A 26,266-nucleotide genomic window follows, 5' to 3' on the forward strand; every position below is an offset into this window, starting at 1 on the left:
GACATTTTTCATGACACGCTACACCCGCATCACCGGCACAGGCAGCTTTCTGCCCGCGCGCCGCGTCTCCAACGACGAACTGGCGGCCGAGCTGGCCGCGCGCGGCATTGAAACCTCCGACGCCTGGATCACCGAGCGCACCGGCATCCGCGCCCGCCACTTTGCCGACCCTGCAACCCCCGCCAGCCAGCTGGCCGTGCCCGCCGCGCAAGCGGCCATGCAAGCCGCAGGCGCGCAGCCGCAAGACATTGATCTGCTCATCGTCGCCACCTCCACGCCCGACATGGTGTTTCCCGCCACCGCCGCCATCGTGCAGCGCCAGCTGGGCATTGCGGGCAGCCCTGCCTTCGACGTGCAGGCCGTGTGCAGCGGCTTCATCTACGCCCTCACCGTGGCCGACGCCATGATCCGCGCCGGCGGCGCGCGGCGCGCCCTGGTCATTGGCGCGGAAGTGTTCAGCCGCATCCTCGACTTCAACGACCGCACCACCTGCGTGCTCTTTGGCGACGGCGCGGGCGCCGTGGTGCTTGAAGCCAGCGACACCCCCGGCATCCTCGCCACCGACTTGCACGCCGACGGCAGGCATGTGGACATCCTTTGCGTGCCCGGCCACGTCAGCGGCGGCCACGCGCTGGGCACGCCCTTGCTGCACATGGACGGGCAGGCCGTTTTCAAGCTCGCCGTCAGCCTGCTTGACAAAACCGCCCGCGCCGTGCTGGAAAAAGCCGGTAAAACCGCCGCTGACGTGGACTGGCTCATCCCCCACCAGGCCAATTTGCGCATCATGCAAGGCACGGCCAGAAAGCTCGGCCTGCCGCCCGAAAAAATCATCGTCACCCTGCAAGAGCACGGCAACACCTCCGCCGCTTCCATTCCGCTGGCGCTGGACCACGCCGTGCGCAGCGGCCAAGTCCGCCCCGGCCAAACCGCCCTGCTCGAAGGCGTGGGCGGCGGCTTTACCTGGGGTTCCGTGCTGCTGACCCTGTAGCCTGCGGCCAGCCGCCGTTTTCGGAAGGCGCGGCGGCCAACACTGATTTCACCCGGGCGGAGCAGCCCGTGGGCGCAAAAAAAGCGGGCTGAAGCGGGCGCACCGCAGGCGGCCAGGCAGCCCGGTGAGCGGAACTGAACGGCAAACGCGCAAGGCCTGGCGCGCAGCGCCGAATGTGCGGCGCCACTGCGCCACTCTTTTCATCGCGCTGATTTGCTCCTCTATCAATAGCATGACGTCCTAGTGGAATCTGCGCGATAGGGTGTTTTACCCCCATTGAATTCGCTCCTGTTTTCGATATTCCTGGCAAGCAAAATTCGATTGGAGACACCGCCTTGCCTGGCGCAGCTCCATTCATCGGCCGCGCCTGCGCCGCCCAGACTGCTGCTCCCGCTTCGTCCGCCTCATGAGCGGGCCGTGAGCAGATAACAAGTCCCTCAAAACCTGCTCTCAGGCCAAAGCCTGTTCTGGCCCGCCAGCTTGCTCCACCCGCGCGCGCAGCCAGCAGGCGGCTTCGGCCACGCCCTGACGCTTGAGGGCAGAAAAAAGCATCACATCGCCGCCGCCCGCTTGCAGGCGGGCGATGGACAGCGCCTTGGCCTGCTCGCTGCGGTTGAGCTTGTCGGCCTTGGTCAGCAGCACCAGAAAAGGCAGGCCCTGCTCCACGCGCGGGCGAATGACCTCCAGCAGCGCCTCGTCCAGCTCCTTGATGCCGTGGCGCGGATCGCAAAGCATGACCACCGCCGCCAGATTGGCGCGTGTGAGCAGGTAATTGACCATGACTTGCTGCCAGCGCAGCTTGTCGGCCTGCGGCACGGCGGCATAGCCATAGCCGGGCAAATCAGCCAGCACGGCATCGGTTTGACCACGGCGGCCCAGGGCGAACAGATTGATGTGCTGGGTGCGCCCCGGCGTTTTGGAAGCGAAGGCCAGGCGGTTTTGCTGCGTCAGCGTATTGATGGCCGTGGATTTGCCCGCGTTGGAGCGGCCCACGAAGGCGATTTCAGGCACTTGCAGCGCGGGCAGCTGGTGCAGCTGGGCGGCCGTGGTGAGAAAACGCGCCGTGTGCAGCCAGCCAAGCGCAAGGGCGCTGGCGGTGTCAAGAGGCTTTTTTTCGCGCGTGTAAGAGGGGGTAAGCGGCATGGGGCGGGCATTGTAGAATTCGCCCCAGCTGCATCAGGGCATTCCCGGCCTGATGCAGTTTTTTCCATAACCATCAAGACGATACCCACATGAAGTCGCCCGCCTTCTTCCTCGCAGCCGCCTTGATTGCGGCTTGCGCGCACGCTGCCGAAGGGACTGCTGCCGAGGCGCCCGCCGAGCAAGCGCCCGCCACCGAAGCGCCCGCTGCCGCCGCCGAACAGGCTCCTGCCGCCGCCGCTCCTGCTGCTTCGCCGCAAAAGATTGATTTGGCGCAAGGCGAGGCGTCTTATTCAGGCATCTGCCTGGCCTGCCACGGCGAAGGCGGCGCTGGCGTGGCTGACATTCCCACGCAGCCCCGGCTGGCGCACCAGCACCCTGACTATTTCATCAAGCAAATGATGGAATTTCGCAGCGGCGCGCGCGAAAACGCCGTGATGGAAGGCATGGCGCAAGCCGTGTCGGAAGAAGACATTCACAACATCGCCGCCTGGCTGCTGGCGCAAAAACCCGCGCAAGGCGCCGCTGCCGACAAGGAGCTGGCGCAGCTGGGCGAGCGCATTTACCGTGGCGGCGTGGCCGACCGCAAGATACCCGCTTGCGCTGGCTGCCACAGCCCCAACGGCGCGGGCATTCCGGCGCAATACCCGCGCTTGGCAGGCCAGTTTTCCGACTACACGATCGCGCAGCTGAACCAGTTCCGCGACGGCACGCGCAAGAACAACCAGTCCATGGCCGACATTGCGGGCAAGATGAATGACCGCGAAATCAAGGCGGTGGCCGAATACATCGCCGGCCTGCATTAAGCGCCGGGCCGTCTTACCAGCGATTTTTGCCAACGAGCGCGCCGCCAGTTTGCACCCGCAAGCTGGCGGCGCGTTTTTGCCTGCACAAAAAGAAAAACGCAGCAAGCCGCCGGGCCAAGGCGAACGGGCAACAATCGCCGCTCCCGAGCGCAGCTTTTCGCTGCCGCCTGTTTCTTTTCTGCCTTGAAAACCACCCGCATGAGCACCTCCAGCACAGAAGGCCCTGCCGCGCGGCGCAGCTGGCCCGCCTTGCGGCAGGCGGCGGAGCTGCTGTCGTCCATGCGCTTTGCCATTGCGCTGCTCACGGTCATCTGCATTGCCTCGGTCATTGGCACCGTGATTCAGCAGCACGACTCGATGGCTGGCTATGTGAGCAAGTTCGGGCCGTTCTGGGCCGGGCTGTTCATGGCGCTGAAGCTCAATGCGGTGTACAGCGCCTGGTGGTTTCTGCTGATTCTGGCTTTTCTGGTGGTCAGCACCAGCCTGTGCATCGCGCGGCACGCGCCCAAGATGCTGGCCGATCTGAAAGCGTTCAAGGAAGACATCCGCGTGCAAAGCCTGCGCGCCTTCCATTACAAGGCCGAAGCCGCGCTGCCCGCCGCGCCCGCCCAGGAGGCGCAGCGCATCCGCCAGGCGCTGGCGGCCAGCGGCTGGCGCGTGCGGCTGCAAAAACGCGAAACGCCCGAAGGCGACGGCTGGATGGTGGCGGCCAAGGCCGGGGCGGCCAACAAGCTCGGCTACATCGCCGCGCACAGCGCCATCGTGCTGGTGTGCCTGGGCGGGCTGCTGGATGGAGACTTGTTCATCCGCGCGCAAACCTGGCTGGGCGGCAAGTCGGTCTATACGGGCGGCGGGCTGGTGTCGCAAGTGGGGCCGCAGCACCGGCTCTCGCCCGCAAACCCGGCTTTCCGGGGCAATCTGGCCGTTGCCGAAGGCACGGCATCGGACACCGTGGTGCTGGCGCAGCCGGATGGCGTGCTCTTGCAGGAGCTGCCGTTTGCCATTGAACTCAAGAAATTCACCATTGAGTATTACGACACGGGCATGCCGCGCCTGTTTGCCAGCGACATCGTGATTCACGACAAGGAAGGCGGCGGCAAGCGCGAGGCCCGCGTGGAAGTGAACCACCCCGTCAAGCACAAAGGCATCAGCATCTACCAAAGCAGTTTTGACGACGGCGGCTCGCGCCTGAAGCTGGCCCTGGTTCCGCTGGGCGCAGCGGACATCGCGCCAGCCGGGCTGCAAGGCGCCGTGGGCGACAGCCTGCCGCTGAACGTGCAGGGCGAAAGCCTGACGCTGGAGCTGGGCGAGCTGCGCGTCATGAACGTGGAAGACGTGGCGCAAGAGCAGCCCGGCATGGCTGCACCCGCCGGGCCGGATCGCGGCCTGGCCCACGCCATAGAGCAGCGCCTGGGCGCGGCTGACAAAACCGTCACGCAGCGCCATTTGCGCAACGTCGGCCCCAGCTTCAGCTACCGCCTGCGCGACGCCGCCGGGCAGGCCCGCGAATACAAAAACTACATGCTGCCCATCGACATGGGCGATGGCGGCCCCAGCGTCTTTTTGCTGGGCGTGCGCCTGTCGGCCAGCGACTCCATGCGCTATTTGCGCATTCCGGCCGACGAAAACCAGTCGCTGCAAGGCTTTGTGCGCCTGCGCGCCGCCTTGCAAGACGCCCGCCAGCGCGAAGCCGCCGTGGCCCGCTACGTGGCGCGCAACCTGGAAGGCGGGCGCACCAGCCTGGCCGGGCAGCTCACCCTCTCCGCCCGCCGCATGCTGGGGCTGTTTGCGGGCGTGGACGCCATCCGGGGCCGCAAGCCTGGCGGGCTGCAAGCCATCGCCGATTTCGTGGAAGAAGCCGTGCCGCCTGCCGAGCGTGAAACCGCCGCCCAGGCCCTGCTGCGCCTGCTCAACGGCGTGCTGTTCGAGCTGAACCAGGCCGTGCGCGAAGCCCACGGCCAAAAGCCCCTGCCTGAAGACGACCCGCAAGCCATCGCCTGGGTGCAGCACGCGGCCGTCGCGCTGTCTGACGTGAACCTCTACCCCGCCGCCTTCACGCTCGAACTCAAAGACTTCACCCACGTGCAGGCCAGCGTCATGCAAGTGGCGCGCGCGCCCGGCCAGGCCGTGGTCTATCTGGGCTGCCTGCTGCTGATTGCCGGCATCTTCGGCATGCTCTACGTGCGCGACCGCCGCCTGTGGATTTGGCTGGCTCCAGCTGCCAGCGGGCCGGGCGCACAAGCCGTGGCCGCCTTCTCATCCAACCGCAAAACGCTGGACGCCGACCGGGAATTTGCCCAAATCAAGGCGCGGCTTTTGCAACTTCCGGCAAGCTCATGTGCCATGCAGCCCACAACCACGCTTTCCTGACGATGAACACCGCCGCCGCCACACCCTCCGCCGCCCCTGCGGCCACGCCGCCGGAAAACGCCGCCCTGGCCGCCGCGCCCGCGCCGGACGCGGGCTATTTCGCCCGCCGCACCTGGGGCGACTGGCTGTTTGCCGCCATCGCCGCCGCTGGCGCGGGCTTTGCCCTGTGGCGCTACCGGCAGGCCATGGACGGCTACGAAACCGCCATCCTCCTGGCCACACTGCCCATCGTCATCTGGCTGGGCTGGTTCTGGCGGCCCCTGCGCCACCTCATGCTCGTCTGCGGCGGCCTGGCGCTGCTGGCCATTGCCAGCTACGGGGGCGACCTGGGCCGCGCCGAAACCGTCTTCTGGCTCAAATTCCTGCTGTCCAGCCAGTCGGCCATTCTCTGGATGAGCGTGCTCTTTTTCATGAGCACCGTCTTTTACTGGGCCGGCATGTTCATCCGGCAGCCAGCGGCTTCTCTTGAAAGCCTGGGCAGCAAGCTGGCCTGGGGCGCCGTGGCGCTGGCGCTCACCGGCACGCTGGTGCGCTGGTACGAAAGCCACCACATCGGCGCGGGCATCGGCCACATCCCGGTCAGCAACCTGTATGAAGTTTTCATCATGTTCTGCTGGATGACCACGCTTTTTTACCTGTACTACGAGGAGCAATACCGCACGCGCGCACTGGGCGCGTTCGTCATGCTCGTGGTCAGCGCCGCCGTGGGCTTTTTGCTGTGGTACACGCTCGTGCGCGAAGCGCACCAGATCCAGCCGCTCATCCCCGCCCTGCAAAGCTGGTGGATGAAGCTGCACGTGCCTGCCAATTTCATCGGCTACGGCACCTTCGCGCTGGCGGCCATGGTCGCTTTCGCCTATCTCATCAAGCAGCAGGCCGGCGAGCAGCAGCGGCATCGCATCGCGTCCATGTGGCTGCTGGGCATGGCCGTGTGCTTTGTGCCCCTGGCCTTCCGCCAGCGCGCAGAAGGCGCAGGCGGCGGCTACTGGCTGGGCTACACCATCGTGGCCGCCGCCATCGTCGGCCTCATCGTGCTGGGCCGCAAGCGCATTGCCCAGCGGCTGCCTTCCTTCGAGGTGCTCGATGACGTGATGTACAAGGCCATCGCCGTGGGCTTTGCCTTCTTCACCATTGCCACCGTGCTGGGCGCTTTCTGGGCCGCCGATGCCTGGGGCGGCTACTGGAGCTGGGACCCCAAGGAAACCTGGGCGCTCATCGTCTGGCTCAACTACGCCAGCTGGCTGCACATGCGCCTGATCAAGGGCCTGCGCGGCACTGTGGCCGCCTGGTGGGCGCTGGCGGGCCTGGCCATCACCACCTTCGCCTTCATCGGCGTGAACATGTTCATCACCAGCCTGCACAGCTACGGCTCGATTTAGGCGCCTGTGTGCCGCCTGTGCGCAGGTGCGCAAAGCGCAGATCCGGGCGCTTTTGCGGCCTTGCGAATCCTGCCGGGCTGCTGCCGGGCTGCTGCCAGGCTGCAATTGGGCGGAAAGGCAGCCCGCATTCGCTCCTGTATCAATAGCGCGATGTCCTAGTCGAATGGGCGCAGGGCCTGTTTTTCAGGCCATTGATTCGCTCCTTTTTCCAAAGCGCAAATAACGCTCCGGCCATCCCGGCCCGGCTCGCCTGCCTGGGACAAGCGCCTGCTGCGTTTCATGCCACGCCGCCGCTGGCAGCTCCAGCCCGGAGCCTTCTTTTCCGAACGCCGCCTGCGCCGGAATCCATGCTGCGGCCGCGCCCTTTGGCCATGCGCACAATACGGCGCGGGAAAGGCGCTTTCCCGCGCCATTTCCTCCTTCAACCAACGAAAGAGTTGCAACATGGCAGAAAAAACAGACCAAAAAACAGTCCGGCAACCGGCTCAAGACCCGGCGAAAGGCAAGCTGGGTTTCAAGCTTTTGCCAGCAGGCATTGCACTGGCGCTGGCGCTGCTGATCGCGTTCGCCATTCCCGTGCCGCAGGGCGTGACGCCCCGGGCCTGGCATCTGCTGGCGATGTTCGTGGGCGTGATCGCCGCCATCATCGGCAAGGCCATGCCCATCGGCGCGCTGTCGATGGTGGCCATCACGCTGGTGGCCGTGACGGGAGTGACGGCGGACGCGCCTGAAAACGCCATCAAGGATGCGCTTTCGAGCTTTGCCAATCCGCTGATCTGGCTGATTGGCGCTTCCATCATGATTTCGCGCGGGCTGCTGAAAACGGGGCTGGGCGCGCGCATCGGCTACTTTTTCATCGCGCTGTTTGGCCGCAAGACGCTGGGCATTGGCTACAGCCTGGCGCTGTCGGAGCTGCTACTGGCGCCGGTGACGCCCAGCAACACCGCGCGCGCCGGCGGCATCATCCATCCGGTGATGAAGGCCATTGCCGCCAGCTACGACTCGGACCCCGAAAAAGGCACGCAAGGGCGCATGGGCCGCTATCTGGCGCTGGTCAATTACCACGGCAACCCCATCAGCTCGGCCATGTTCATCACGGCCACCGCGCCCAATCCGCTGGTGGTGGACATCGTGGCCAAGGCCACGAATTCCAGCATCAAGCTCAGCTGGGGCACATGGGCGCTGGCCATGCTGCTGCCGGGCCTGGCGGCCATGCTGCTGATGCCGCTGGCGCTGTATTGGCTCTACCCGCCCGAAATCAGGGAAACGCCCAACGCTGCCGCTTTTGCCAAGGAGCGCCTGGCCGAGCTGGGGCCGATGAACCGGGGCGAAAAAATCATGCTCGCCATCTTCGCGCTGCTGCTGGCGCTGTGGGCGGGCGTGCCCGCCCACATTGGCGGCCCGGCCTGGGCGGTGGACGCCACGGCCACGGCCTTCATCGGCCTGAGCCTGCTGCTGCTCACCGGCGTGCTGAGCTGGGAAGACGTGCTCAAGGAAAAAAGCGCGTGGGACACCATCACCTGGTTCGCCGCGCTGGTGATGATGGCCACGTTCCTGAACAAGCTCGGCCTGATCGCCTGGTTTTCCCACATGCTGGAGGGCGGCATTTCCCATCTGGGCCTGGGCTGGGCGGGCGCGGCCAGCCTGCTGGTGCTGGCCTACTTGTACGCGCACTACATGTTTGCCAGCACCACGGCGCACATCACGGCCATGCTGGGCGCGTTTTACGCCGCTGGCATTGCGCTGGGCGCGCCGCCCATGCTGTTTGCCCTGCTGATGGCCGCCGCCTCCAGCCTGATGATGACGCTGACCCACTACGCCACAGGCTCCTCGCCCGTGATCTACGGCTCGGGCTACACCACGCTGGGCGAGTGGTGGAAGGCCGGTTTTGCCATGAGCGTGCTGAACCTGCTGGTTTTCACCCTCATCGGCGGCGTTTGGTGGAAGGCGCTGGGGTACTGGTGAGAACCGGCTCCATGCGCTCCGCCGCGCATCAAAAAGAGGAGCTGATACAAGAGGCCAAAAAACGGCCTCTGCGCCCATTCCACTAGGACCTCTAGCTATGGTTTAAATAGCGAAAAGGCTCTAGGCAGGCTCTCAGGGCATGTTCTGCGGGCGGTCCGGCTTGCCCATCACGCCCTGCACGGCGCGGTAGAGCGCATCCGAGCCGTGCAGGGGGTTGGCGGGGTCGAAGGCGAAAGGATTGGGCTGCGCCGCCTGGGCGCCCTGCCCTGCCTGGCGGGCTGGCTCCGGCGGGTGCAGAAAGAAAGACAGCGTTTGCGCGCCGTGGGCCTGGTGGCGCAGCAGCACGCGGCGCAATTCGGCGGCGCTCATGGCGTGCATGGGGTGAAATTCGGTGACGCTGTAGCGGCCCTGGCGCGAGCGGGCGAGCCAGTCGAAAAAGCTGTCGTCCTGCGTGGCTTCGCCGTAGAGGTTGATGCCCAGCTGCACATGGCCAAAGGGCTTGAGCGACGCTTCAGAGGCAAAGCGCGTGCCGTCCCAGCCCGCTTTTTCAGCGGGGTAGATCTGCTGGGTGCGGCGGGGCACACCGGCCAGGCAGGTGCGCTCCAGCAGCGCGTCAAAGTGGCGCAGGTAGGCCACCACCTGCTCGGCGCGCCAGGCGTGCCAGAGGGCGGCCAGCGGGTTGTAGAAGACGGCGGCGTGGTCTTGCGGCGTGTCAATCCAGTAGGCCGCGCCGGAGCCGCCTGCTGGCTGCATGGGCGGCAGGGCCGCCTGCATGGGCTGGGGGCGGGGAGTGGACTGCTGGCGGTCCATCACGGCCACGTGGCGCGTTCCCATGTGGATGAGGCGCGGGCCGTCTTCCAGCGCCAGATCAATGCGGTGCAGGCCCGCTGGCAGCCGGGCAAAGGGCAGGTCATAGCGCCAGCCGACCTGGGCCGTGCCCAGATCGGGGCGGGCCGCCGCCACGTCTTGCCGCATGAAGCGCGCAGGCACGCGGGCGGCAAAGCGCCCGTTCAGATACACGCGCACCCAGGCCGGGCCGCTGGCCGCGTGCGCCCAGCCGCTGACGGGCAGCAGGCCGTGCGCGGTGGCGTCCAGATGCTGCCAGTAGTGCGCCAGCGGCTGGCGGCGGATGTCGCGCGAAGGCGGCTGCACGTCGTCAAACGAGGCAAAGGGCGCGCCGCCCAGCCAGGCGTTCAGCGCCCCGATGTCGCCCGCAAAGCGCCGCGCCAGCCAGCGCGAAAAGCCCTGGCGCGAAGCGGCGCTGTAGTCGGTAATCACGTAGTCGCTGCCCGCGCCCATGCCGGCCTCGAAATCGGGGTAGAGGTGATGCACTTCGCCCAGCAGGTTGATGCCCGCAATGCGCGCGCGCGCCGCAGGCGGCATCTGGCACAGGGCGTCCGCCAGCGCGCGGATGGCCTGCTCGCGCCGGCGGGTGATGGGGTTGTCGGTGCGGGCAATGCTCCACGGATACAGCGGCCAGCCCATGTAGCGGTCCGGCGGCAGCGGGCCGGCGGGCGTGACGGCCATGTTGTCGGGGTTTTGCGCCAGCGCGGCCTCGATGGGCGCGTCTTCGGAAAAGTGGGTGGAAAAGAGATACAGCACCACCGGGCGCGGCACGCCTTCAATCGTGCGCGCAATGCGCCGCAGCGCCTCTTCATTGACGGCCCAGCGCCCTTCCGGCGCGGGGGCGGCCTGCGCGTGCGGCTCGAACAAATTGAGCAGCGGCACCACCAGCGTGTAGCCCAGCAGAAAGCGGCCATCGGCGCTCTCGCGCGGCCCCAGCGCCTGCAAGGCGCGCTCTATGCGCGGCGCGGCCGAGCCGTCAGGCGCCGTGCAGGCGGCGTCAGCGGGCGCGCCGCGCGGCCCCAGCGCCAGGCAGTTGTGCAGCCCACCCAGGGCCGGGGCCAGCAAAAGCGGCGCGCGCCCGGCCTGCCACAGCCAGGCGGAAAAAGCCGCCAGCGCCGCAAAAATGGCGGCGGCCAGCGCCAGGCACAGGGCGTTGATGGGGCGGTCGTTGCGGAAAGCGGGCGTGGCGCTCATGGAAGAAAACCGGAAAAACGTGGGGGGAACAAGAACGGGCAATGAACAGGCGGGGCCGTTTGGCGCGCCCTCAAAAACAGGAGCAAATCCAAGAGGGTCTAAATACCATCCAGCGCACTTTCCACTAGGACATCTTGCTATTGATAAAGGAGCGAAATAAGGCTGTGCCCCAGCCCACGGCCAGGCTCCGAACAAGCTCTCAGCCCATTTGCAGCGCAATGGTGACGGGGCCGTCATTGATCAGCGCCACCTGCATGTCGGCTCCGAACTGGCCCGTGGCCACCTCGGGGTGCGCGGCGCGGGCGCGGGCCACGAAATCGTCATACAGCTCGCGGCCCAGGGCGGGCGGTGCGGCGCCCGCAAAGCTGGGGCGGTTGCCGCCGGATGCGTCGGCGGCCAGCGTGAACTGGCTGACGATGAGCAGGCCGCCCGCAGCGTCTTGCACGCTGCGGTTCATCTTGCCCTGCCCGTCCGCAAAGATGCGCAGCTTGAGAATCTTGGCCAGCAGCCGCTCGCCCGTGGCGGGGGTGTCTTGCGGCTCGGCGCAAATGAAAACCAGCAGGCCCGCGCCAATGCGGCCCGTCACCTGGCCGGCAATGCGCACCTCGGCCTGCGACACGCGCTGAATCAGTGCTTTCATGAAAGGCGGCTTTCTTCAGGAGATGGGCTGGCTGCCGCCTCGTCCGGCTCGGGCGGCAGGATCTGAATGAGCGCGCACAGGCCGGGCACGCCTTCGGCCAGCGCGGCGGCCACCTGGGCGCGCAAGGCAGCCGCTTGCGTCAGCGTCCACTCAGGCGGCAGGTGCATGTGCAAATCGGCAAAGCGGCGCTGCCCGGCCTGGCGGGTGCGCACGTGGTCAAAGCGCGCCACGCCATCGGCGGCAAAGCGCGCCAGCACGGTCTGAATCTGCGCCAGGGTTTCGGCCTGCACGGCCTCATCCATCAGCCCTTGCGACGATCGCCACAGCAGGCCAAAGCCTTCGCGCAAGATGTTCAGCGCCACCAGCAGGGCCATGAGCGGGTCCAGCCACAGCCAGCCCGTCAGCGGCGCAAGCAGCACGCCCGCCAGCACGCCGGCGGAAGTCCACACATCCGTCAGCAAATGGCGGGCATCGGCCTGCAGCGCCAGCGAGCGGTGCACGCGCGCGGCGCGCAGCATGAGCCAGGCCAGCGCGCCATTGAGCGCAGAGCTGCCCACCGACAGCGCCAGCCCCCAGCCCGCCAGCGCCACCGGCTGGGGCTGCGCCAGGCGCGGCAGCGCCGCCCAGGCAATGGCCGCAGCGGCCGCCAAAATGAGCAACCCCTCGAACGCAGAGGCAAAGTACTCGGCCTTGTAGTGCCCGTAAGGGTGCCCCTCGTCGGCAGGGCGGCTGGCCACGGTGAGCATGAGCAGGCCAAAGCCCGCCCCGGCCAGATTGACGACGGACTCCAGCGCATCCGACAGCAGCCCGACGGAGCCGGTGAGCTGCCAGGCCAGCGCCTTGAGCGCAATGGCCGCGCAAGCCACGGCAGCGGACGCGGCCATGAGGCGGCGCGGCGTCAGCCAGTGCAAAAAAGCGTTTCCGGAAACAGGCATGAAAACAGGAAGAAAGCGGAAAAAACAGCGCGCAAACCACTCGGACAAGGCGCGCCAAAGAATGCGGATTGTGGCCACAGCCGCTGAAACGGCTGCTTGCGCCTGCCTTTTTCCCGTTACCGCGCGGCTTGGGCGGCATGGACAAAGCGCTTTCTAAAATCGCCGCCCATGTTCACGCGCCGCCCGACTCTCGCCGCCCGGCTCCGCACCGCCTTCTGCCTGGGGCTGGCCCTGCTGACAACGGCCTGCGCCCACGGCTCGCTGCCTTCGCAGGCATCCGGCCGCGTGCTGGAGCAAGGCCGCGCCTCCTGGTACGGCGCAGACTTCCAGGGCCGGCGCACGGCCAGCGGCGAGCGCTTTGACATGCACGCATTCACCGCCGCCCACAAGACCCTGCCCTTTGGCACCCGCGTGCTGGTGCGCAACCCCCGCAACGGCAAACAGGTGGTGGTGCGCATCAACGACCGGGGCCCTTTCTCCCAGAGCCGCATCATTGATTTAAGCCGCGCCGCCGCCCGCCATCTGGGGCTGGAAGGCAGCGGCCACGGGCACGTTGTGCTGCACGAAGCGCAATAGGCGCCAGAAAAGCGGCGGCAGCAAGCCTGCTCCGCATGCCGCCGCTCCCCGGAACGCATCCCCCCTCTTTCCGCGCCCACCGCGCCCCGGCCCTGAACTGGCCCGGCCCGCGCCAATTCAGCTCTTGTTTCAATAGCATGAGGTCTTAGTGGAACGGGCGCAAACGCTATCTATGGCAGCTTGAATTTGCTCCTGTTTTCAATGCGCTGCCGCTTCCCTGCCTGCCCGCGAGAAGCTGCGGGCCGAAACGGGCGGCAAACGCAAAACGGCCTTTGCCACGCCCGCAGCGCGCCTTGAACGGTTTTTTTATTTCAGCCCGCCCGTCTCCACCGTCCAGCCCTGCCCGGCCCCACGCTTGAGCGCATTCAGCACGGCGGGCAGGGCCGCGCGCAGGGCGGCGGGCAAGGTATGCGGCGGGTTGATGACGAACACGCCGCTGGCCGACAGGCCCGCCTGCCCCTTGGCCGCGCCCACGTTCAGTGTGGCGTGAAGCCAGCCGCGCCGCGCCTGATTGGCCAGGGGCTTGAGGCGGCGCGGCAGGCCGTGCGCTTCAGGCCGGGCGATGATGGGGTGCCAGACGAGATACACGCCCGTGGCAAAGCGTTGCAGGCATTGCTGGATGGCGGCCGCCGCGCGGGCGTAGTCGGTCTTGATTTCGTAGCTGGGGTCCATCAGCGCCAGCGCGCGGCGCGAACCGCCAGCCGCTGCGGGCGGCGGCAGCAGGGCGGGCAGGGCGGCAAAGCCGTCTTCGGTCTGAATGGTGATTTGGCGGCCCGCCTGCAACTGGGCCACATTGGCTTGCAGCGCGTGAATATCAGACGGATGCAGCTCGAACAGGCGCAGGCGGTCGTGCACGGCGGCGCGCTCTTGCGCCGCCATGAGGCGCTGCATGATGAAGGGCGATCCGGGGTAGATGCGCCAGCTTTTGCCCGGCGCGTTGAAGCTGGCAACCATGTCGAGATAGTCGCGCAGGGCTTCGGGCGCGGGCGCGCCGCCATCAGCCTGCCCATTGGCCTGCGCCTGCAAGGCCAGCACGCCTTGCGCGGCCTCGCCGGAAGTGCGGGCGGCCTCGCTGTCCAGCCGGTACAGGCCCGCGCCCGCATGGGTGTCCGCCAGCAAAAGCGGCGCGGGCTTGGCCATGAGATGCCGCAGCGTGGCAATCAGAGTCAGATGCTTGAGCGCGTCGGCATGGTTGCCGGCGTGAAAGGCGTGGCGGTAACTGAACATGGGGCAATCGTAATGGCAGCCCATGTGTAGAATCGCCGGTTTTTTGTAGCGCCGCCCGCTCCGCGACAAAACGCGCTTTTGCCGGCATTTTTGCCAGCTTCGGCGCGCCAGCCGCCTGAGAGATTCCCGCCAGAGGAATGCCGACCGCGGAAAAGAGCGGGCCAGCCACTTCACTTTCCCCGAAAAGGAAAAAACCATGAAAACGTTCAGCGCAAAACCCGCTGACGTGAAGCATGAGTGGTTTGTGATTGACGCCACCGACAAGGTGCTCGGCAGGGTAGCCAGCGAAGTTGCCCTCCGTCTGCGCGGCAAGCACAAAGCCATTTACACGCCTCACGTCGATACCGGCGACTTCATCATCGTCGTCAATGCCGCCAAGCTCCGCGTGACCGGCAACAAGGAACTGGGCAAAAAGTATTACCGCCATACCGGCTACCCCGGCGGCATCCGCATGACCACCTTCCGCGACATGCAGGCCAAACACCCCGGCCGCGCGCTGGAAAAGGCCGTCAAGGGCATGCTGCCCAAAGGCCCGCTGGGCTACGCCATGATCAAGAAGCTGAAGGTGTATGGCGGCGCAGAGCATCCGCACACCGCCCAGCAGCCCAAAACGCTGGAAATCTGATAGGAGCCGTCAATGATTGGTGAATGGAACAATGGCACAGGCCGCCGCAAATCCAGCGTGGCCCGCGTGTTTCTGAAAAAAGGCTCCGGCAAGATCACGGTCAATGGCAAGTCCATCGAGGAATACTTTGGCCGCCAGACCTCCATCATGATCTGCAAGCAGCCGCTGGTGCTGACCGAAAACACGGAAACCTTCGACGTGATGGTGAACGTGCGCGGCGGCGGCGAATCCGGCCAGGCCGGCGCAGTGCGCCACGGCATCACCCGCGCGCTGATTGATTACGACGCCAACCTCAAGCCGCAGCTGTCCGCAGCCGGCTACGTGACCCGCGACGCCCGCGAAGTGGAACGCAAGAAGGTCGGCCTGCACTCCGCCCGCCGCCGCAAGCAGTTCAGCAAGCGCTGATTCTGGCGCTCACGCTGGCACGGTGCGGCAAAGCTGCCTTCTGTGCTACAAGCAAGCCGTGCCGCCCGCAAGGGCCGCACGGTTTTTCTTTGGCCCCGCCACGCCCACTTCAGAGGAGATGCAAGCTCATGTTCAACCAGAAAAAACACCCGCCGATGCGCAACGCCATTGGCGCCGGCATGCAGGTGCAGGGGCCGTGCACGTTTGAAGACGGCCTTCAGATCGACGGCACCGTGCTGGGTGACGTGCTGCCCGCATCGGAGCAGAGCGTCAGCAAAATCGTGATCGGCCCCACGGGCCAGGTGCAGGGCACGATTCGCGCGGATTTCATCGTGATCGCGGGCACCGTGATCGGCAATGTGCAGGCGCTCGAAGCGCTGGAACTCCAGGCCAGCGCCCATGTGCAAAGCGAGGCCATCCAGTACCGCACGCTTGAAATGCAAACGGGCGCCGTCATCTCAGGGCAATTGCAGCCGCAGCTGATGCCGCCTTCCACGCCCGCAAAAACCATTTTGACAGGCGAAGATCAGGCGGTTTGATAGACTGCCCGCGATTTCCGCATTGAATATAAATACAGGAGTTACCCCATGAATGCCGCCCCTGAAACCCAAGCTGCCGCTCCGGCCATGCCGGACCCCATCGTCTTTACCGATAGCGCCGCCGCCAAGGTGGCCGATCTCATTGCCGAAGAAGGCAACCCCGATTTGAAGCTGCGCGTGTTCGTGCAGGGCGGCGGATGCTCCGGCTTTCAATATGGCTTCACGTTCGACGAAATCGCCAATGAAGACGACACGACGATGACCAAGAATGGCGTTTCGCTGCTGATTGACGCCATGAGCTTCCAATATCTGGTCGGCGCTGAAATTGACTACAAGGAAGATTTGCAGGGCGCGCAATTCGTCATCCGCAATCCAAATGCTGAAACCACTTGCGGCTGCGGTTCGTCATTTTCCGTGGCGGAAGAATAAATTCCACAAATAAAAAAGGGCGCTTCTTAAAGCGCCCTTTTTTTATTTTCCAGGAATATGAAATGAATTCACTCGAAAGCTGTGCCCGCCATTTGTTTGGCTGATTCCAGCTGGGCCTGCATATCAAGTGAAAGCTGGGCAAATGTTTCTTTTTTCGCCACCGAAGCCAGCACGGCGCCGCTTTGCTCGGCCAGCGCCACTGTCGGATTGACGGGCTTGTTTTCCACGCGGAACTCGAAATGCAGGTGCGGCCCCGTCGCGCGGCCCGTGGCGCCCACGGCGCCGATCACATCGCCCTGCGACACCTTCTGCCCAGGCTTCACGTCAATGCGCGAAAGGTGCGCGTACACCGTCGAATCCTTGCCGTTGAGGTGGCTGATGTAAATCACGTTGCCATAACCGTTTTGCGCTCCGGCCACCGTCACGGTGCCGTCGCCAATGGTGCGCACGGGCGTGCCCGTGGGCGCGGCGTAATCCACGCCCGTGTGCTTGTGCGTGTAGCCCAGAATGGGATGATGGCGCTCGCCAAATTTGCTGGTCACGCGCAGCACAGGCAGCGGAGCCGCCAGATAGGCGCGCCGCAGGCTCTCACCAGCAAAGTCAAAGTAGCCGCCTTGCCCGGGGCTGCCGCTTTCCTGGAACCAGACTGCCTCATGCGCTTTGCCGCGATTGACGAACTCGGCGCTCAGCACGCGGCCTGCGCGGACCGGCTCGCCATCAGCCTCCAGCGTCTCGTACACCACCGAAAAGCTGTCGCCCTTGCGCAGGCCTTTGTGGAAGTTGATGACCGAGCCAAAAATATCGGCCAGCTGATACGTCACGCTGTCAGGCAGATTGACCTCATCGGCCGCCGCGAAGAGCGACGAGCGGATGACCCCGCTTGCCACGCGCTGGCCCACTTGCAGCGGCGCCGTTTCCACGCGGGCTGTCAAGCCGGCTTCCGTCTTTTCCACGATCAGCCGCCTGAATTCCTGGCTTCCCGGCTTGTCCAGCCAGTGCGTGCGCAAGGAAAGGAGCTTTTGCCCGTCATCGGCCTGCACTGCCACGGGCCGCCCCGTGCGGCTGAACAGCGCGTTGCGCGCGTCCGCATGGCCGCGCAGAAAACGCGCCGCCTCGGCATCCACCACCCCCATGCGCGCCAGCAGCGCTTCCGGCGTATCGCTGCTGCGCGTGCTGCCATTGCGGTACAGCGTCAGCGCGCCGCCGCCTTGCGCGGCCACGTCTGCCTGCACAGGCTCCGTCACCAGCCGCACCAGTTTGGGCGGCTCGGCGGGCGTCAGCGCGGCCATGGCAAACGTGCCAGCGCCCATTAAAAAGGCGGTGATGGCCGCCGTCGTGCGTTTCGGGTTGCGCTGAATCAGTCCAGCAATGAACAAGACAATGGCAGAAGGCTTCACGGGGATATCCGGGTCAAGGCGGGAAGCGGCAGACTGTAGCCTGCACACTACAATTTGAGTCGTTTTCTTTGCTTTTGGCAAAGCGGGCGAGTATAGCCATGCGCCTTGCACGCAAAACCCGCTTTGCCTTTCCTCTCCCCCAGCTTTACATATGACACAGCCTCCCGCGCAAGCCGCTTCAAGCCCCTTTCCCATCACCGACCGCGTGCGCGAAGCCATGCAAATCACCCTGCGCGGCTGCGATGAGCTGCTGCCCACCGCCGACTGGGAACAAAAACTCGCCCGCGCCGAAGCCACCGGCCAGCCGCTGCGCATCAAACTGGGCCTGGACCCCACCGCGCCCGACATCCATCTGGGCCACACCGTCGTGCTCAACAAGCTGCGCCAGCTGCAAGACCTGGGCCACACCGTCATCTTCCTCATTGGCGACTTCACCACCCTCATTGGCGACCCCAGCGGCCGCAACACCACCCGCCCGCCGCTGAGCGCCGAACAAATCCGCGCCAACGCCGAAACCTATCGCGCCCAGGCCTACAAAGTGCTCAGCCCTGAAAAAACCGAGCTGCGCTACAACAGCGAGTGGTGCGACCAGCTGGGCGCGCGCGGCATGATCCAGCTGGCGGCCCAATACACCGTCGCCCGCATGATGGAACGCAACGACTTTCACGCGCGCTTTCACTCTGGCGCCTCCATCAGCCTGCACGAATTCCTCTACCCCCTGCTGCAAGGCTACGACTCCGTCGCCCTCAAAAGCGACCTCGAACTCGGCGGCACCGACCAGAAATTCAACCTCCTCATGGGCCGCCACCTGCAAATCGAACACGGGCAGGAACCCCAGTGCGCGCTCACCATGCCCCTGCTCGTGGGGCTGGACGGCGTGGACAAAATGTCCAAAAGCAAAGGCAACTACATCGGCATCACCGAAGACGCCAACACCATGTTCGCCAAAGTCCTGTCCATCAGCGACGAACTCATGTGGCGCTGGTACCCCCTGCTGTCTTTCCAGAGCCTGGCCGACATTGAAAAACTCCAGGCCGAAGTCGCCGCAGGCCGCAACCCCAAAGAAGCCAAAGTCATGCTTGCGCGCGAAATCACCACGCGCTTTCACAGCGCCCAGGCAGCCAGCGCTGCCGAGCAAGACTTCATCAACCGCAGCAAAGGCGGCGTGCCCGACGACATTGCGCAAGTGCAGCTGAGCGCCGGCAGCGAGGGCCTGGGCATCGGCCTGGTGCTCAAGCAATCGGGCCTGGCCCCTTCCACCAGCGAAGCCAACCGCCTGATAGACGGCGGCGGCGTGCGCGTAGACAGCGCCGTCATCAGCGACAAGGCCCTGAAGCTGCGCCCCGGCACTTACGTGGTGCAAGTGGGCAAACGCAAATTCGCCCGCGTCACCCTGGCCTGAAAACCCATGTGCGGCCCGCTCCTGCTGGCCTGAATACACCAAAAACAGGAGCAAATATGAGGGGCCTGAAATGCCGTTCCTCGCAAATTCCACCAAGACCTCATGCTATTGATTCAGAAGCGAAAAATTCCTCGCTTCCCGCCCGCGCCTTGCCCATTCCAAACCGCTTCTTCACGCTGAAAGACGGGGCGCGAACAAACGCCGGAAACCTGTTCAGAGTCTGGCCATGAGGGGCGAAAGCGCGGCCCCGGGCGCTCTTGGGCCTTGCCCATCTTCAGCGGGTCACAAAGGCTGCAGCAAGGCAAGCTGCGCCTCGTCCAGCCAGCGCCACTGGCCGGGGGCCAGATCAGCGGGCAAGGCAAGCTGGCCAATGCGGCTGCGGTGCAGCGCCGTCACGCGGTTGCCCACGGCAGCCAGCATGCGCTTGACCTGGTGGTACTTGCCCTCGGTCAGCGTCAGGCGCAAGGCATGACTGCCCGTCGCCTCGCAAGCGGCAGCGCGCACGGGCTGGGGATCGTCATGAAGAACCACCCCCTCCAGCAGCCGGGCAATTTGCGCGGCAGTCACCGCATGCGCTGCGCTCACCTCATACACCTTGGGCACATGGCGGCGCGGGGCGTTCATGCGGTGAATGAAAGCGCCATCGTCACTGAGCAACAACAAGCCAGTCGTATCCTGATCCAGCCGGCCCACAGCCTGCACGCCGCTGGCCCTGCCACCCTTGGCGGCAGGACGCTGCCGCAGCATGGCAGGCAGCAAGGCATAAATGCTGGGCCAGGCGCTGGGGCGCTGCGAACACTCATAGCCCGCTGGCTTGTGAAGCATGAGATACGCAGGACTGCGGCACTCCCAAGGCTGCCCCTGCACGGCAATGCGCAGGCCCTGCGGCGGAAAAACAGCCGCCGGATCAGTGCAAACGCTGCCTTGCACTTGCACCAGCCCCTGCGCAATCAGCCCCGCGCACTGACGGCGCGTGCCAAAACCCTGGGCAAAAAGAAGGTCATCCAAACGTTGCATGGCGAAAAGCAAATGGCTGAGAACCCGCTCACATTCTGTCCGTAGACGCGAAAAGCGCGGCCTCAGGCGCTCTGCCGCGTTGCAAATCCTCGCCGGGCCACGAGAGCTGCCTACGGCTTGCGCCTTGCCGCCCATCCCGATCCATTCTTTCGCCTCTCACGGCCTGATCATGAACAGGCTCTTATAAGCCCAAATTTCCGGCAAACAGTTTCCGCCCAAACCCAAAGCACTGGCAACGAAAACCGGAAACAGCCTTTTCTTCATTTACGCAGCATTTACCCAATCTTGCTGCCAAAGCAGCGGCTGTTGCTGGATTCAATCCCTTTGAAATCAGGGGTGGCCTGAAACTTCCGTCGCTTTCAACACTGCTTACCACGCTGTGTCTTAATCCCTTTGAAATCAGGGGTGGCCTGAAACCCTGACAACCTGGCAACCTGGCAACCTGGCAACCTGGCAACCTGGCAACCCAAGGATGCCGCCCCGGTCTTAATCCCTTTGAAATCAGGGGTGGCCTGAAACAGACAATCCGGCGTATGCAGGAGATCGTTGACGTCTTAATCCCCTTGAAATCAGGGGTGGCCTGAAACAAGCTCGAGGATGTGGACTTCGCGTTCATGTTCTTGTCTTAATCCCTTTGAAATCAGGGGTGGCCTGAAACTCGAACTCGACACCAACCCCGAAAGCCTGGACTGTCTTAATCCCTTTGAAATCAGGGGTGGCCTGAAACCATTTGAAAGGACACAACAATGGCAGTATTTAGTCTTAATCCCTTTGAAATCAGGGGTGGCCTGAAACCATCCACGGAGTATGACTATGACTTTCGCCTGCTGGTCTTAATCCCTTTGAAATCAGGGGTGGCCTGAAACCGTACGCCTCTGAAATCCGTTGCGGGACAACAGCTTGCAGAGGGCTTTATGGACGGTCACAGGTCGTTGGGGAGATGTCGCTTCAGGCGTCGTTTCAGGCTTTTGGCGGGGGGTATTTTCGCCTGGTTTTGGCCCCCAGCTGGGCCGGGCGCAGGGTATCTGTGGGTGGAATGCGCGTTTTTGCTCCTTGATTGATAGCAGGATGTCCTAGTGGAATGCACGAGAGGCGGCATTTCGACCCCATGAATTCGCTCCTGTTTTTGATGTGAAGGGCGCTTGTCCGGCAGGCTTTCAGATGAGAGTCCAGGGTTTGCGGTTTGAGGGGGCTGACGGGGCGCCGGGTTCGTCTGTGCCGTCAAGGCTGCTGATGGCGTCGGCAGCGCCCGGGCCGGCCGGGTTGCCGTTTTCGTTGATGTTTCCGTCGCCGCTTTCGTCGCCCGGAAGCAGGGCGGGGTCGTCTTGCCAGGTTTCGGGCAGGCCGCTCCAGTGGATGCCGCCGGGCGGGGTGGCGAGGGCGATGGCCTGAAGCAGGTTTTGCACGCTGTGGCTGATGCTGCGGCGCGGGGGTTGGCGTATTCCTCGCAGGCGTTGTAGTAGTGGGCGCGGACGGCTTTGCCGAGCAGGCAGCCGGCGGCGCTTTGGCTGAAGTGGTCTTTGGTGAGGGTTTGGCGGGCAACGGGTTGCAGGCAGAAGCGATCGACGAGGGGGCGCACGGTTTCGAGCAGGTCGCAAGCGAGCGAGTGTCTGCCGAAGCTGAGCTGGTGGTAGTAGCCAATGGCCGGCTCCAGCCCGGCGCCGTGCAGCGCCAAGGCGATTTCGGAGCCGGCAAGGGAGAGCCAGGAAGCTGCTACAGGCTTGCAGCCCGGTCAAACCGTTGCCCGATATTGTTGCTACAGAATTAACAGCATGATGTCCTAGTGGAAACTGCGCGAGATGGCATTTTCAGCCCCTTGAATTCGCTCCTGTTTTTTAAGCTTTTCTGCGCCGTCAGGCCAGTGCAGCCAAGCTCGAAGCGCCGCGCGAGAATCCGGCCGGACATTGCGAGAGTCATCATGCGTCTTTCCTCACCCGACACCCTCCAGCTCATTACCGCCGCCACCCGCGCTCCATCTGGTCATAACTCGCAGCCGTGGTATTTTGAAATCAACGCCAATGAAATTGCCATTTTTCCCGACCCCGCAAGGGCGCTGCCCGCCGTGGACGGCAACCGCCGGGAATTGTTCATCAGCCTGGGATGCGCGGCTGAAAATCTTTGCCTGCAAGCTTCAGCCTTGCATTACGCCGCCCAGACGGAAATAAGCGGCGATGGAAGCATCAGAATACAGCTTCAAAAATCAGACAGTATTATTCCAAGCCCGCTTTCTGCCTATATTGAACAGCGGCAGACAAACCGCTCAACATACAATCACAAAATCATTCCGGAAGATATTTTGCGTGCCATTCTGGAGGAATGGACCGGAAATGAAATAAAAATCCATCTGTTCAAGAAGGAGGACCGCGCCTTCAAGCTGCTGACCGAAGCCGTCACGCAGGGCAATGAAGCGCAAATGAACGACCCCGCCTTCAAGGCGGAGTTGCTTTCATGGGTGCGCTTCAACAAAAAGCATGCCGAAAGCACGGGCGACGGCCTCAGCTACGCCACCCTGGGCGCGCCCAGTCTGCCCCGCTGGATCAGCGAACCCATCGTGAAATCCATGCTCAACGGCAAATCGCAAAACAAATCCGATCTGAAAAAAATCGCATCTTCATCCCATTTGGCGCTTATCACCAGCCCGGCTGATGATGTTTTTTCATGGATCAGCACGGGGCGCGCACTCCAGCGTTTTCTGCTTTCGCTGACCCGGGCAGGCATTGCCAGCGCATACCTGAATCAGCCTTGCGAAGTCGCCGAAATACGCGGGAAATTGCGCGAGAAACTTTTTCACGCGACCCGTGAATATCCACAACTGCTGCTGCGCATCGGCTATGCAAAGCCGCTTCCGCGCGCCGGAAGAAGGCCGCTTCGGGACGTCATGAAATCTGAATATGGAATGGCCTATTGAACGTGCCCGTTCAGCCCATTTTCCGCCAGCAAAAGGGCAAGGCGGCCACTAGCTCTTTTTACGCGAAAAACCAGCCGTGGCGGTGTATGGCTTGCGAGCTGCCCCACACATGGCTGACGCGCGAGGGGCGAACGCATCAGCAATCCGAATGAGCATGGCGTGAGCGGAGGAAAGAGGCAATATTTCGCTCCTTTAACCATAGCATGATGTCCTAGTGGAATCAGCGCAAACCGGTATTTCTGCCCCTTGAATTTGCTCCTGTTTCCGATGCCCTCATCTGCCAGGCACCGGGCAACCCGGAGGCTGCGCCAGCCGCCCGCCTTGGGCGCTTCTGAACGGGCTTCATGAGCGGCGCCTGATTCAATTCCGCAAAACGGACGGCAGGCCGCTTGGCTGAGATGCGCCAGGGCAGCGCGGCGCATCGCACGCGCGAAATGAAGGTTGACCGTTTTGAAAGCTGGCTGTTTTCTTTGAAGGCGCGCCCTGCTCCGCCCTGACCCGGCGGCGCACGAAAACGAACGGGGCGCAGGTGTTGCCTTGCGCCCCGTGCCGTGCAGCGGCCAGCCAGCCGCCTATCAGTCCATCAACTCAAGGCGCCGTGGCAGTTCTTGTAGCGCTTGCCGCTGCCGCAGGGGCAGGGGTCGTTGCGGCCCACGCGGGGCACTTCGCCTGCGGCCAGGCCCGCGCCTGCCGCCCCGGCCACGGTGCTGCGTGCGCTGCCGGCCGGGGTTTGGGGCAGGGTCTGCGCCTCACCCATTTCCGAGGGCGCGGTGTAGGTAACGTTGCTGACGCGCTCGGCCTGCTGGCTGATGCTGCCAGCGGCTTCATCAGCCTGCTCGCGGGTTTGCACGCGCACATTGATGAGCACGCGGGTGACTTCGTTTTTCACTGTGTCCAGCATTTGGCTGAAGAGTTCAAAGGCTTCGCGCTTGTATTCCTGCTTGGGCTGCTTCTGGGCGTAGCCGCGCAGGTGGATGCCCTGGCGCAGGTAGTCGAGCGCGGAGAGGTGCTCGCGCCAGTTGCTGTCGATGGATTGCAGGAGCACGGAGCGCTCGAAGGGGCGGAAGTTTTCCGCGCCAACCAGGGCCACTTTGGCGGCGTAGGCTTCGTCGGCGGCCACGCGCACGGCTTCGACGATTTCCTGATCGGTGATGGAGCTGGAGGATTCCACCGACTTTTGCAGGGGCAGCTCGATTTGCCAGTCCTGCGCCAGGGCTTTTTCAAGGCCGGGCAGGTCCCATTGCTCTTCTACCGAGTCGGCGGGCACGTATTGGCGCACAAGGTCTTCAAAGCAGCCGTGGCGCAAGGCGGTGATCTGGGCGGTGAGGTCTTGCGCGTTGAGGATGTCGTTGCGCTGCTGGTAGATGACTTTGCGCTGGTCGTTGGCGACGTCGTCGTATTCGAGCAGCTGTTTGCGGATGTCGAAGTTGCGGCCTTCCACTTTGCGCTGGGCGCTTTCGATGGCGCGGGTGACCATGCCGGCTTCAATGGCTTCGCCTTCAGGCATTTTGAGGCGGTCCATGATGGCGCGCACGCGGTCGCCCGCAAAGATACGCATGAGCGCGTCGTCCAGGCTGAGATAAAAGCGCGAGGAGCCGGGGTCGCCTTGGCGGCCCGAGCGGCCGCGCAGCTGGTTGTCGATGCGGCGGCTTTCGTGCCTTTCGGTGGCGATGATGCGCAGGCCGCCCAGGGATTTGACTTTTTCGTGGTCGGCCTGCCATTGCTGGCGCAGCTGCTGGATGCGGCTGGCGCGGGTGGCTTCGTCAAGCGATTCGTCGGCTTCGATGGCGGCGACGGTTTTTTCGATGTTGCCGCCCAGCACGATGTCGGTGCCGCGCCCGGCCATGTTGGTGGCGATGGTGATGACGCCGGGGCGCCCGGCCTGGGCGACGATGTCGGCTTCGCTGGCGTGCTGCTTGGCGTTGAGCACCTGGTGCGGCAGGTTCTCCTTTTTCAGCAGGTTGGAGATGATTTCGGAGTTTTCGATGGAGGTGGTGCCCACGAGCACGGGCTGGCCGCGCTTGTGGCATTCGCGAATGTCGGCGAGCGCGGCGGCGTATTTTTCGGGGGTGGTTTTGTAAACGCGGTCGAGCTGGTCGTCGCGCTTGTTGGGGCGGTTGGGCGGGATGACGACGGTTTCCAGCCCGTAGATTTCCTGGAATTCATAGGCTTCGGTGTCGGCCGTGCCCGTCATGCCCGAGAGCTTGGCGTAGAGGCGGAAGTAGTTCTGGAAGGTGATGGAGGCCAGCGTCTGGTTTTCGGCCTGGATGGGCACGCCTTCCTTGGCTTCCACGGCCTGGTGCAGGCCGTCGCTCCAGCGGCGGCCGGTCATGAGGCGGCCCGTGAATTCATCGACGATGACGATTTCAGGGCCGTTTTCGCCGTTTTGCACCACGTAGTGCTGGTCACGGTGATACAGGTGCGCGGCGCGCAGGGCGGCGTAGAGGTGGTGCACCAGCGCGATGTTGGCGGGGTCATACAGCGACGCGCCTTCGGCAATGAGGCCGCGCGCGGCCAGGATGCGCTCGGCGTTTTCGTAGCCTTGTTCGGTGAGATAGACCTGATGGGACTTTTCGTCCACGGTGAAGTCGCCAGGCTTGATAACGCCTTCGCCCGTGCGCGGATCGGCTTCGCCTTCCTGCCGGGTGAGCTGGGGGGCCACTTCGTTCATGGCCAGATAGATAGCAGTCTGGTCTTCGGCTTGGCCGCTGATGATGAGCGGCGTGCGCGCTTCGTCAATGAGGATGGAGTCCACCTCGTCCACGATGGCGTAGTTGAGCTGGCGCTGCACGCGATCGCCCGGCTCGTACACCATGTTGTCGCGCAGGTAGTCAAAGCCGTATTCGTTGTTGGTGCCGTAGGTGATGTCGGCGCCGTAGGCGGCCTGCTTTTCTTCGCGCGGCATGTAAGGCAGGTTCACGCCCACCGTCAGGCCCAGGAAGTTGTAGAGGCGCGCCATCCATTGCGCGTCGCGGTTGGCCAGGTAGTCATTGACCGTGACCACATGCACGCCCTTGCCCGTGAGCGCGTTCAGATACACGGGCAGCGTGGCCGTGAGCGTTTTGCCTTCGCCCGTGCGCATTTCGGCAATCTTGCCCTCGTGCAGGGCCATGCCGCCGATCAGCTGCACGTCAAAGTGGCGCATCTTCATCACGCGCTTGGAGGCTTCGCGCACCACGGCGAAAGCTTCCGGCAGAAGCTGATCCAGCGTTTCGCCTTTGCCCAGCCGCTCTTTGAACTCTTGCGTTTTGGCGCTGATTTGCTCGTCGGACAGCTTCTCGAACTGCGGCTCCAGCGCGTTGATGCGCGCCACCGTCTTGCGGTATTGCTTGAGCAGGCGATCGTTACGGCTGCCAAAGAGCTTGGTCAAAAGAGTAAGGGGCATACGCGGCGGAAATCGGAAAATGTTCGGTCAAAGAAAAAGCCAAGCAAGGGCGGAAACAATCCGCGCTTGCAAGGCGGCGAGGCATTTTAGAAC

General features: G+C 64.2%; 21 protein-coding genes and 1 pseudogene. 12 read left to right on the plus strand and 10 right to left on the minus strand.

Annotated features, from left to right (window positions below; genetic code table 11):
* Positions 1–10 precede the first annotated feature (10 nt).
* Positions 11–988, plus strand: a complete 978-nt coding sequence (locus C1720_RS03405) for a beta-ketoacyl-ACP synthase III (RefSeq protein ID WP_050715571.1) — start codon at positions 11–13, stop codon at positions 986–988.
* Between the two features lie 450 nt (positions 989–1,438).
* Here C1720_RS03405 and yihA read toward each other — a convergent pair whose 3' ends face one another.
* Positions 1,439–2,131 (minus strand): ribosome biogenesis GTP-binding protein YihA/YsxC, encoded by a 693-nt coding sequence (gene yihA, locus C1720_RS03410; protein ID WP_102283238.1) that lies wholly within the window; start codon positions 2,129–2,131, stop codon positions 1,439–1,441.
* 89 nt (positions 2,132–2,220) lie between these two features.
* Here yihA and C1720_RS03415 point away from each other — a divergent pair, with 89 nt between their 5' ends.
* The 4 genes from C1720_RS03415 (at position 2,221) to C1720_RS03430 (ending at position 8,648) form a co-directional block, all read left to right on the plus strand.
* Positions 2,221–2,934, plus strand: a complete 714-nt coding sequence (locus tag C1720_RS03415) for a c-type cytochrome (RefSeq protein WP_082203211.1) — start codon at positions 2,221–2,223, stop codon at positions 2,932–2,934.
* A gap of 198 nt (positions 2,935–3,132) precedes the next feature.
* Positions 3,133–5,304, plus strand: a complete 2,172-nt coding sequence (locus tag C1720_RS03420; RefSeq protein ID WP_102284478.1) for a cytochrome c biogenesis protein ResB — start codon at positions 3,133–3,135, stop codon at positions 5,302–5,304.
* 2 nt (positions 5,305–5,306) lie between these two features.
* Entirely contained in the window at positions 5,307–6,683 is a 1,377-nt protein-coding gene (gene ccsB, locus C1720_RS03425; protein WP_082203210.1) for a c-type cytochrome biogenesis protein CcsB, read from the plus strand.
* A gap of 444 nt (positions 6,684–7,127) precedes the next feature.
* Positions 7,128–8,648, plus strand: a complete 1,521-nt coding sequence (locus C1720_RS03430; RefSeq protein ID WP_199170947.1) for a DASS family sodium-coupled anion symporter — start codon at positions 7,128–7,130, stop codon at positions 8,646–8,648.
* Positions 8,649–8,780: 132 nt separating this feature from the next.
* On the opposite strand, the gene C1720_RS03435 is transcribed toward C1720_RS03430, so the two are convergent.
* From C1720_RS03435 to C1720_RS03445, 3 genes are all read right to left on the minus strand, one after another.
* On the minus strand, positions 8,781–10,688 hold the full coding sequence (locus C1720_RS03435) for a hypothetical protein (protein ID WP_102283239.1): 1,908 nt from the start codon (positions 10,686–10,688) through the stop codon (positions 8,781–8,783).
* Positions 10,689–10,887: 199 nt separating this feature from the next.
* Positions 10,888–11,328, minus strand: a complete 441-nt coding sequence (gene dtd, locus C1720_RS03440; protein WP_102283240.1) for a D-aminoacyl-tRNA deacylase — start codon at positions 11,326–11,328, stop codon at positions 10,888–10,890.
* The gene (locus C1720_RS03445; protein ID WP_102283241.1) at positions 11,325–12,263 is read right to left on the minus strand and encodes a cation diffusion facilitator family transporter; all 939 of its coding nucleotides are present in this window, start codon (positions 12,261–12,263) and stop codon (positions 11,325–11,327) included. Before C1720_RS03445 ends, dtd begins: the two co-directional genes overlap by 4 nt.
* Before the next feature lie 168 nt (positions 12,264–12,431).
* On the opposite strand from C1720_RS03445, the gene C1720_RS03450 reads away from it, so the two are divergent.
* Entirely contained in the window at positions 12,432–12,839 is a 408-nt protein-coding gene (locus C1720_RS03450) for a septal ring lytic transglycosylase RlpA family protein (RefSeq protein ID WP_102283242.1), read from the plus strand.
* A gap of 306 nt (positions 12,840–13,145) precedes the next feature.
* Here C1720_RS03450 and C1720_RS03455 read toward each other — a convergent pair whose 3' ends face one another.
* A complete protein-coding gene (locus tag C1720_RS03455; RefSeq protein ID WP_102284479.1) occupies positions 13,146–14,066 on the minus strand; it encodes a 23S rRNA (adenine(2030)-N(6))-methyltransferase RlmJ in 921 nt (306 codons plus the stop codon).
* 196 nt (positions 14,067–14,262) lie between these two features.
* Between C1720_RS03455 and rplM the strand changes: the two genes are divergently transcribed.
* The 4 genes from rplM (at position 14,263) to erpA (ending at position 16,064) form a co-directional block, all read left to right on the plus strand.
* Entirely contained in the window at positions 14,263–14,691 is a 429-nt protein-coding gene (gene rplM / locus C1720_RS03460; RefSeq protein WP_102283243.1) for a 50S ribosomal protein L13, read from the plus strand.
* A 12-nt stretch (positions 14,692–14,703) separates the two neighbouring features.
* Complete coding sequence (gene rpsI, locus C1720_RS03465; RefSeq protein WP_050715564.1) at positions 14,704–15,096, plus strand: 30S ribosomal protein S9; 393 nt, start codon at positions 14,704–14,706, stop codon at positions 15,094–15,096.
* 128 nt (positions 15,097–15,224) lie between these two features.
* Entirely contained in the window at positions 15,225–15,635 is a 411-nt protein-coding gene (locus C1720_RS03470; protein WP_050715563.1) for a bactofilin family protein, read from the plus strand.
* A gap of 87 nt (positions 15,636–15,722) precedes the next feature.
* On the plus strand, positions 15,723–16,064 hold the full coding sequence (erpA, locus tag C1720_RS03475; RefSeq protein ID WP_102284480.1) for an iron-sulfur cluster insertion protein ErpA: 342 nt from the start codon (positions 15,723–15,725) through the stop codon (positions 16,062–16,064).
* 68 nt (positions 16,065–16,132) lie between these two features.
* Here erpA and C1720_RS03480 read toward each other — a convergent pair whose 3' ends face one another.
* A complete protein-coding gene (locus tag C1720_RS03480) occupies positions 16,133–17,440 on the minus strand; it encodes a M23 family metallopeptidase (protein ID WP_233199786.1) in 1,308 nt (435 codons plus the stop codon).
* Between the two features lie 172 nt (positions 17,441–17,612).
* On the opposite strand from C1720_RS03480, the gene tyrS reads away from it, so the two are divergent.
* Positions 17,613–18,863: a tyrosine--tRNA ligase gene (tyrS, locus tag C1720_RS03485; protein ID WP_102283245.1), complete on the plus strand. Its 1,251-nt coding sequence runs from the start codon at positions 17,613–17,615 to the stop codon at positions 18,861–18,863.
* Between the two features lie 282 nt (positions 18,864–19,145).
* Here tyrS and C1720_RS03490 read toward each other — a convergent pair whose 3' ends face one another.
* From C1720_RS03490 to C1720_RS14155, 3 genes and pseudogenes are all read right to left on the minus strand, one after another.
* Positions 19,146–19,880 (minus strand): pseudouridine synthase, encoded by a 735-nt coding sequence (locus C1720_RS03490; RefSeq protein WP_102283246.1) that lies wholly within the window; start codon positions 19,878–19,880, stop codon positions 19,146–19,148.
* Positions 19,881–21,037: 1,157 nt separating this feature from the next.
* A complete protein-coding gene (locus C1720_RS14150) occupies positions 21,038–21,286 on the minus strand; it encodes a hypothetical protein (protein ID WP_233200068.1) in 249 nt (82 codons plus the stop codon).
* A gap of 98 nt (positions 21,287–21,384) precedes the next feature.
* A pseudogene (locus C1720_RS14155) lies at positions 21,385–21,555 on the minus strand (CRISPR-associated endonuclease Cas1); the annotation flags it as partial.
* Between the two features lie 243 nt (positions 21,556–21,798).
* On the opposite strand from C1720_RS14155, the gene C1720_RS03500 reads away from it, so the two are divergent.
* Positions 21,799–22,788: an Acg family FMN-binding oxidoreductase gene (locus C1720_RS03500; protein ID WP_102283248.1), complete on the plus strand. Its 990-nt coding sequence runs from the start codon at positions 21,799–21,801 to the stop codon at positions 22,786–22,788.
* 583 nt (positions 22,789–23,371) lie between these two features.
* On the opposite strand, the gene secA is transcribed toward C1720_RS03500, so the two are convergent.
* Positions 23,372–26,173: a preprotein translocase subunit SecA gene (gene secA, locus C1720_RS03505; protein ID WP_102283249.1), complete on the minus strand. Its 2,802-nt coding sequence runs from the start codon at positions 26,171–26,173 to the stop codon at positions 23,372–23,374.
* Positions 26,174–26,266 lie beyond the last annotated feature (93 nt).

This window comes from Ottowia massiliensis (assembly GCF_900240305.1).
GTDB lineage: Bacteria > Pseudomonadota > Gammaproteobacteria > Burkholderiales > Burkholderiaceae_C > Ottowia > Ottowia massiliensis.

Excerpts from the sequence above, each read along its gene's own strand:
- ccsB (WP_082203210.1), top strand. The coding sequence starts at position 5,307 with ATGAACACCGCCGCCGCCACACCCTCCGCCGCCCCTGCGGCCACGCCG.
- C1720_RS03450 (WP_102283242.1), top strand. The coding sequence starts at position 12,432 with ATGTTCACGCGCCGCCCGACTCTCGCCGCCCGGCTCCGCACCGCCTTC.
- C1720_RS03470 (WP_050715563.1), top strand. The coding sequence starts at position 15,225 with ATGTTCAACCAGAAAAAACACCCGCCGATGCGCAACGCCATTGGCGCC.
- rpsI (WP_050715564.1), top strand. The coding sequence starts at position 14,704 with ATGATTGGTGAATGGAACAATGGCACAGGCCGCCGCAAATCCAGCGTG.
- C1720_RS03445 (WP_102283241.1), bottom strand. The coding sequence starts at position 12,263 with ATGCCTGTTTCCGGAAACGCTTTTTTGCACTGGCTGACGCCGCGCCGC.
- C1720_RS03430 (WP_199170947.1), top strand. The coding sequence starts at position 7,128 with ATGGCAGAAAAAACAGACCAAAAAACAGTCCGGCAACCGGCTCAAGAC.
- secA (WP_102283249.1), bottom strand. The coding sequence starts at position 26,173 with ATGCCCCTTACTCTTTTGACCAAGCTCTTTGGCAGCCGTAACGATCGC.
- C1720_RS03415 (WP_082203211.1), top strand. The coding sequence starts at position 2,221 with ATGAAGTCGCCCGCCTTCTTCCTCGCAGCCGCCTTGATTGCGGCTTGC.
- C1720_RS03490 (WP_102283246.1), bottom strand. The coding sequence starts at position 19,880 with ATGCAACGTTTGGATGACCTTCTTTTTGCCCAGGGTTTTGGCACGCGC.
- C1720_RS03420 (WP_102284478.1), top strand. The coding sequence starts at position 3,133 with ATGAGCACCTCCAGCACAGAAGGCCCTGCCGCGCGGCGCAGCTGGCCC.
- C1720_RS03455 (WP_102284479.1), bottom strand. The coding sequence starts at position 14,066 with ATGTTCAGTTACCGCCACGCCTTTCACGCCGGCAACCATGCCGACGCG.
- erpA (WP_102284480.1), top strand. The coding sequence starts at position 15,723 with ATGCCGGACCCCATCGTCTTTACCGATAGCGCCGCCGCCAAGGTGGCC.
- C1720_RS03500 (WP_102283248.1), top strand. The coding sequence starts at position 21,799 with ATGCGTCTTTCCTCACCCGACACCCTCCAGCTCATTACCGCCGCCACC.
- C1720_RS03435 (WP_102283239.1), bottom strand. The coding sequence starts at position 10,688 with ATGAGCGCCACGCCCGCTTTCCGCAACGACCGCCCCATCAACGCCCTG.
- rplM (WP_102283243.1), top strand. The coding sequence starts at position 14,263 with ATGAAAACGTTCAGCGCAAAACCCGCTGACGTGAAGCATGAGTGGTTT.
- C1720_RS03405 (WP_050715571.1), top strand. The coding sequence starts at position 11 with ATGACACGCTACACCCGCATCACCGGCACAGGCAGCTTTCTGCCCGCG.
- tyrS (WP_102283245.1), top strand. The coding sequence starts at position 17,613 with ATGACACAGCCTCCCGCGCAAGCCGCTTCAAGCCCCTTTCCCATCACC.
- dtd (WP_102283240.1), bottom strand. The coding sequence starts at position 11,328 with ATGAAAGCACTGATTCAGCGCGTGTCGCAGGCCGAGGTGCGCATTGCC.
- yihA (WP_102283238.1), bottom strand. The coding sequence starts at position 2,131 with ATGCCGCTTACCCCCTCTTACACGCGCGAAAAAAAGCCTCTTGACACC.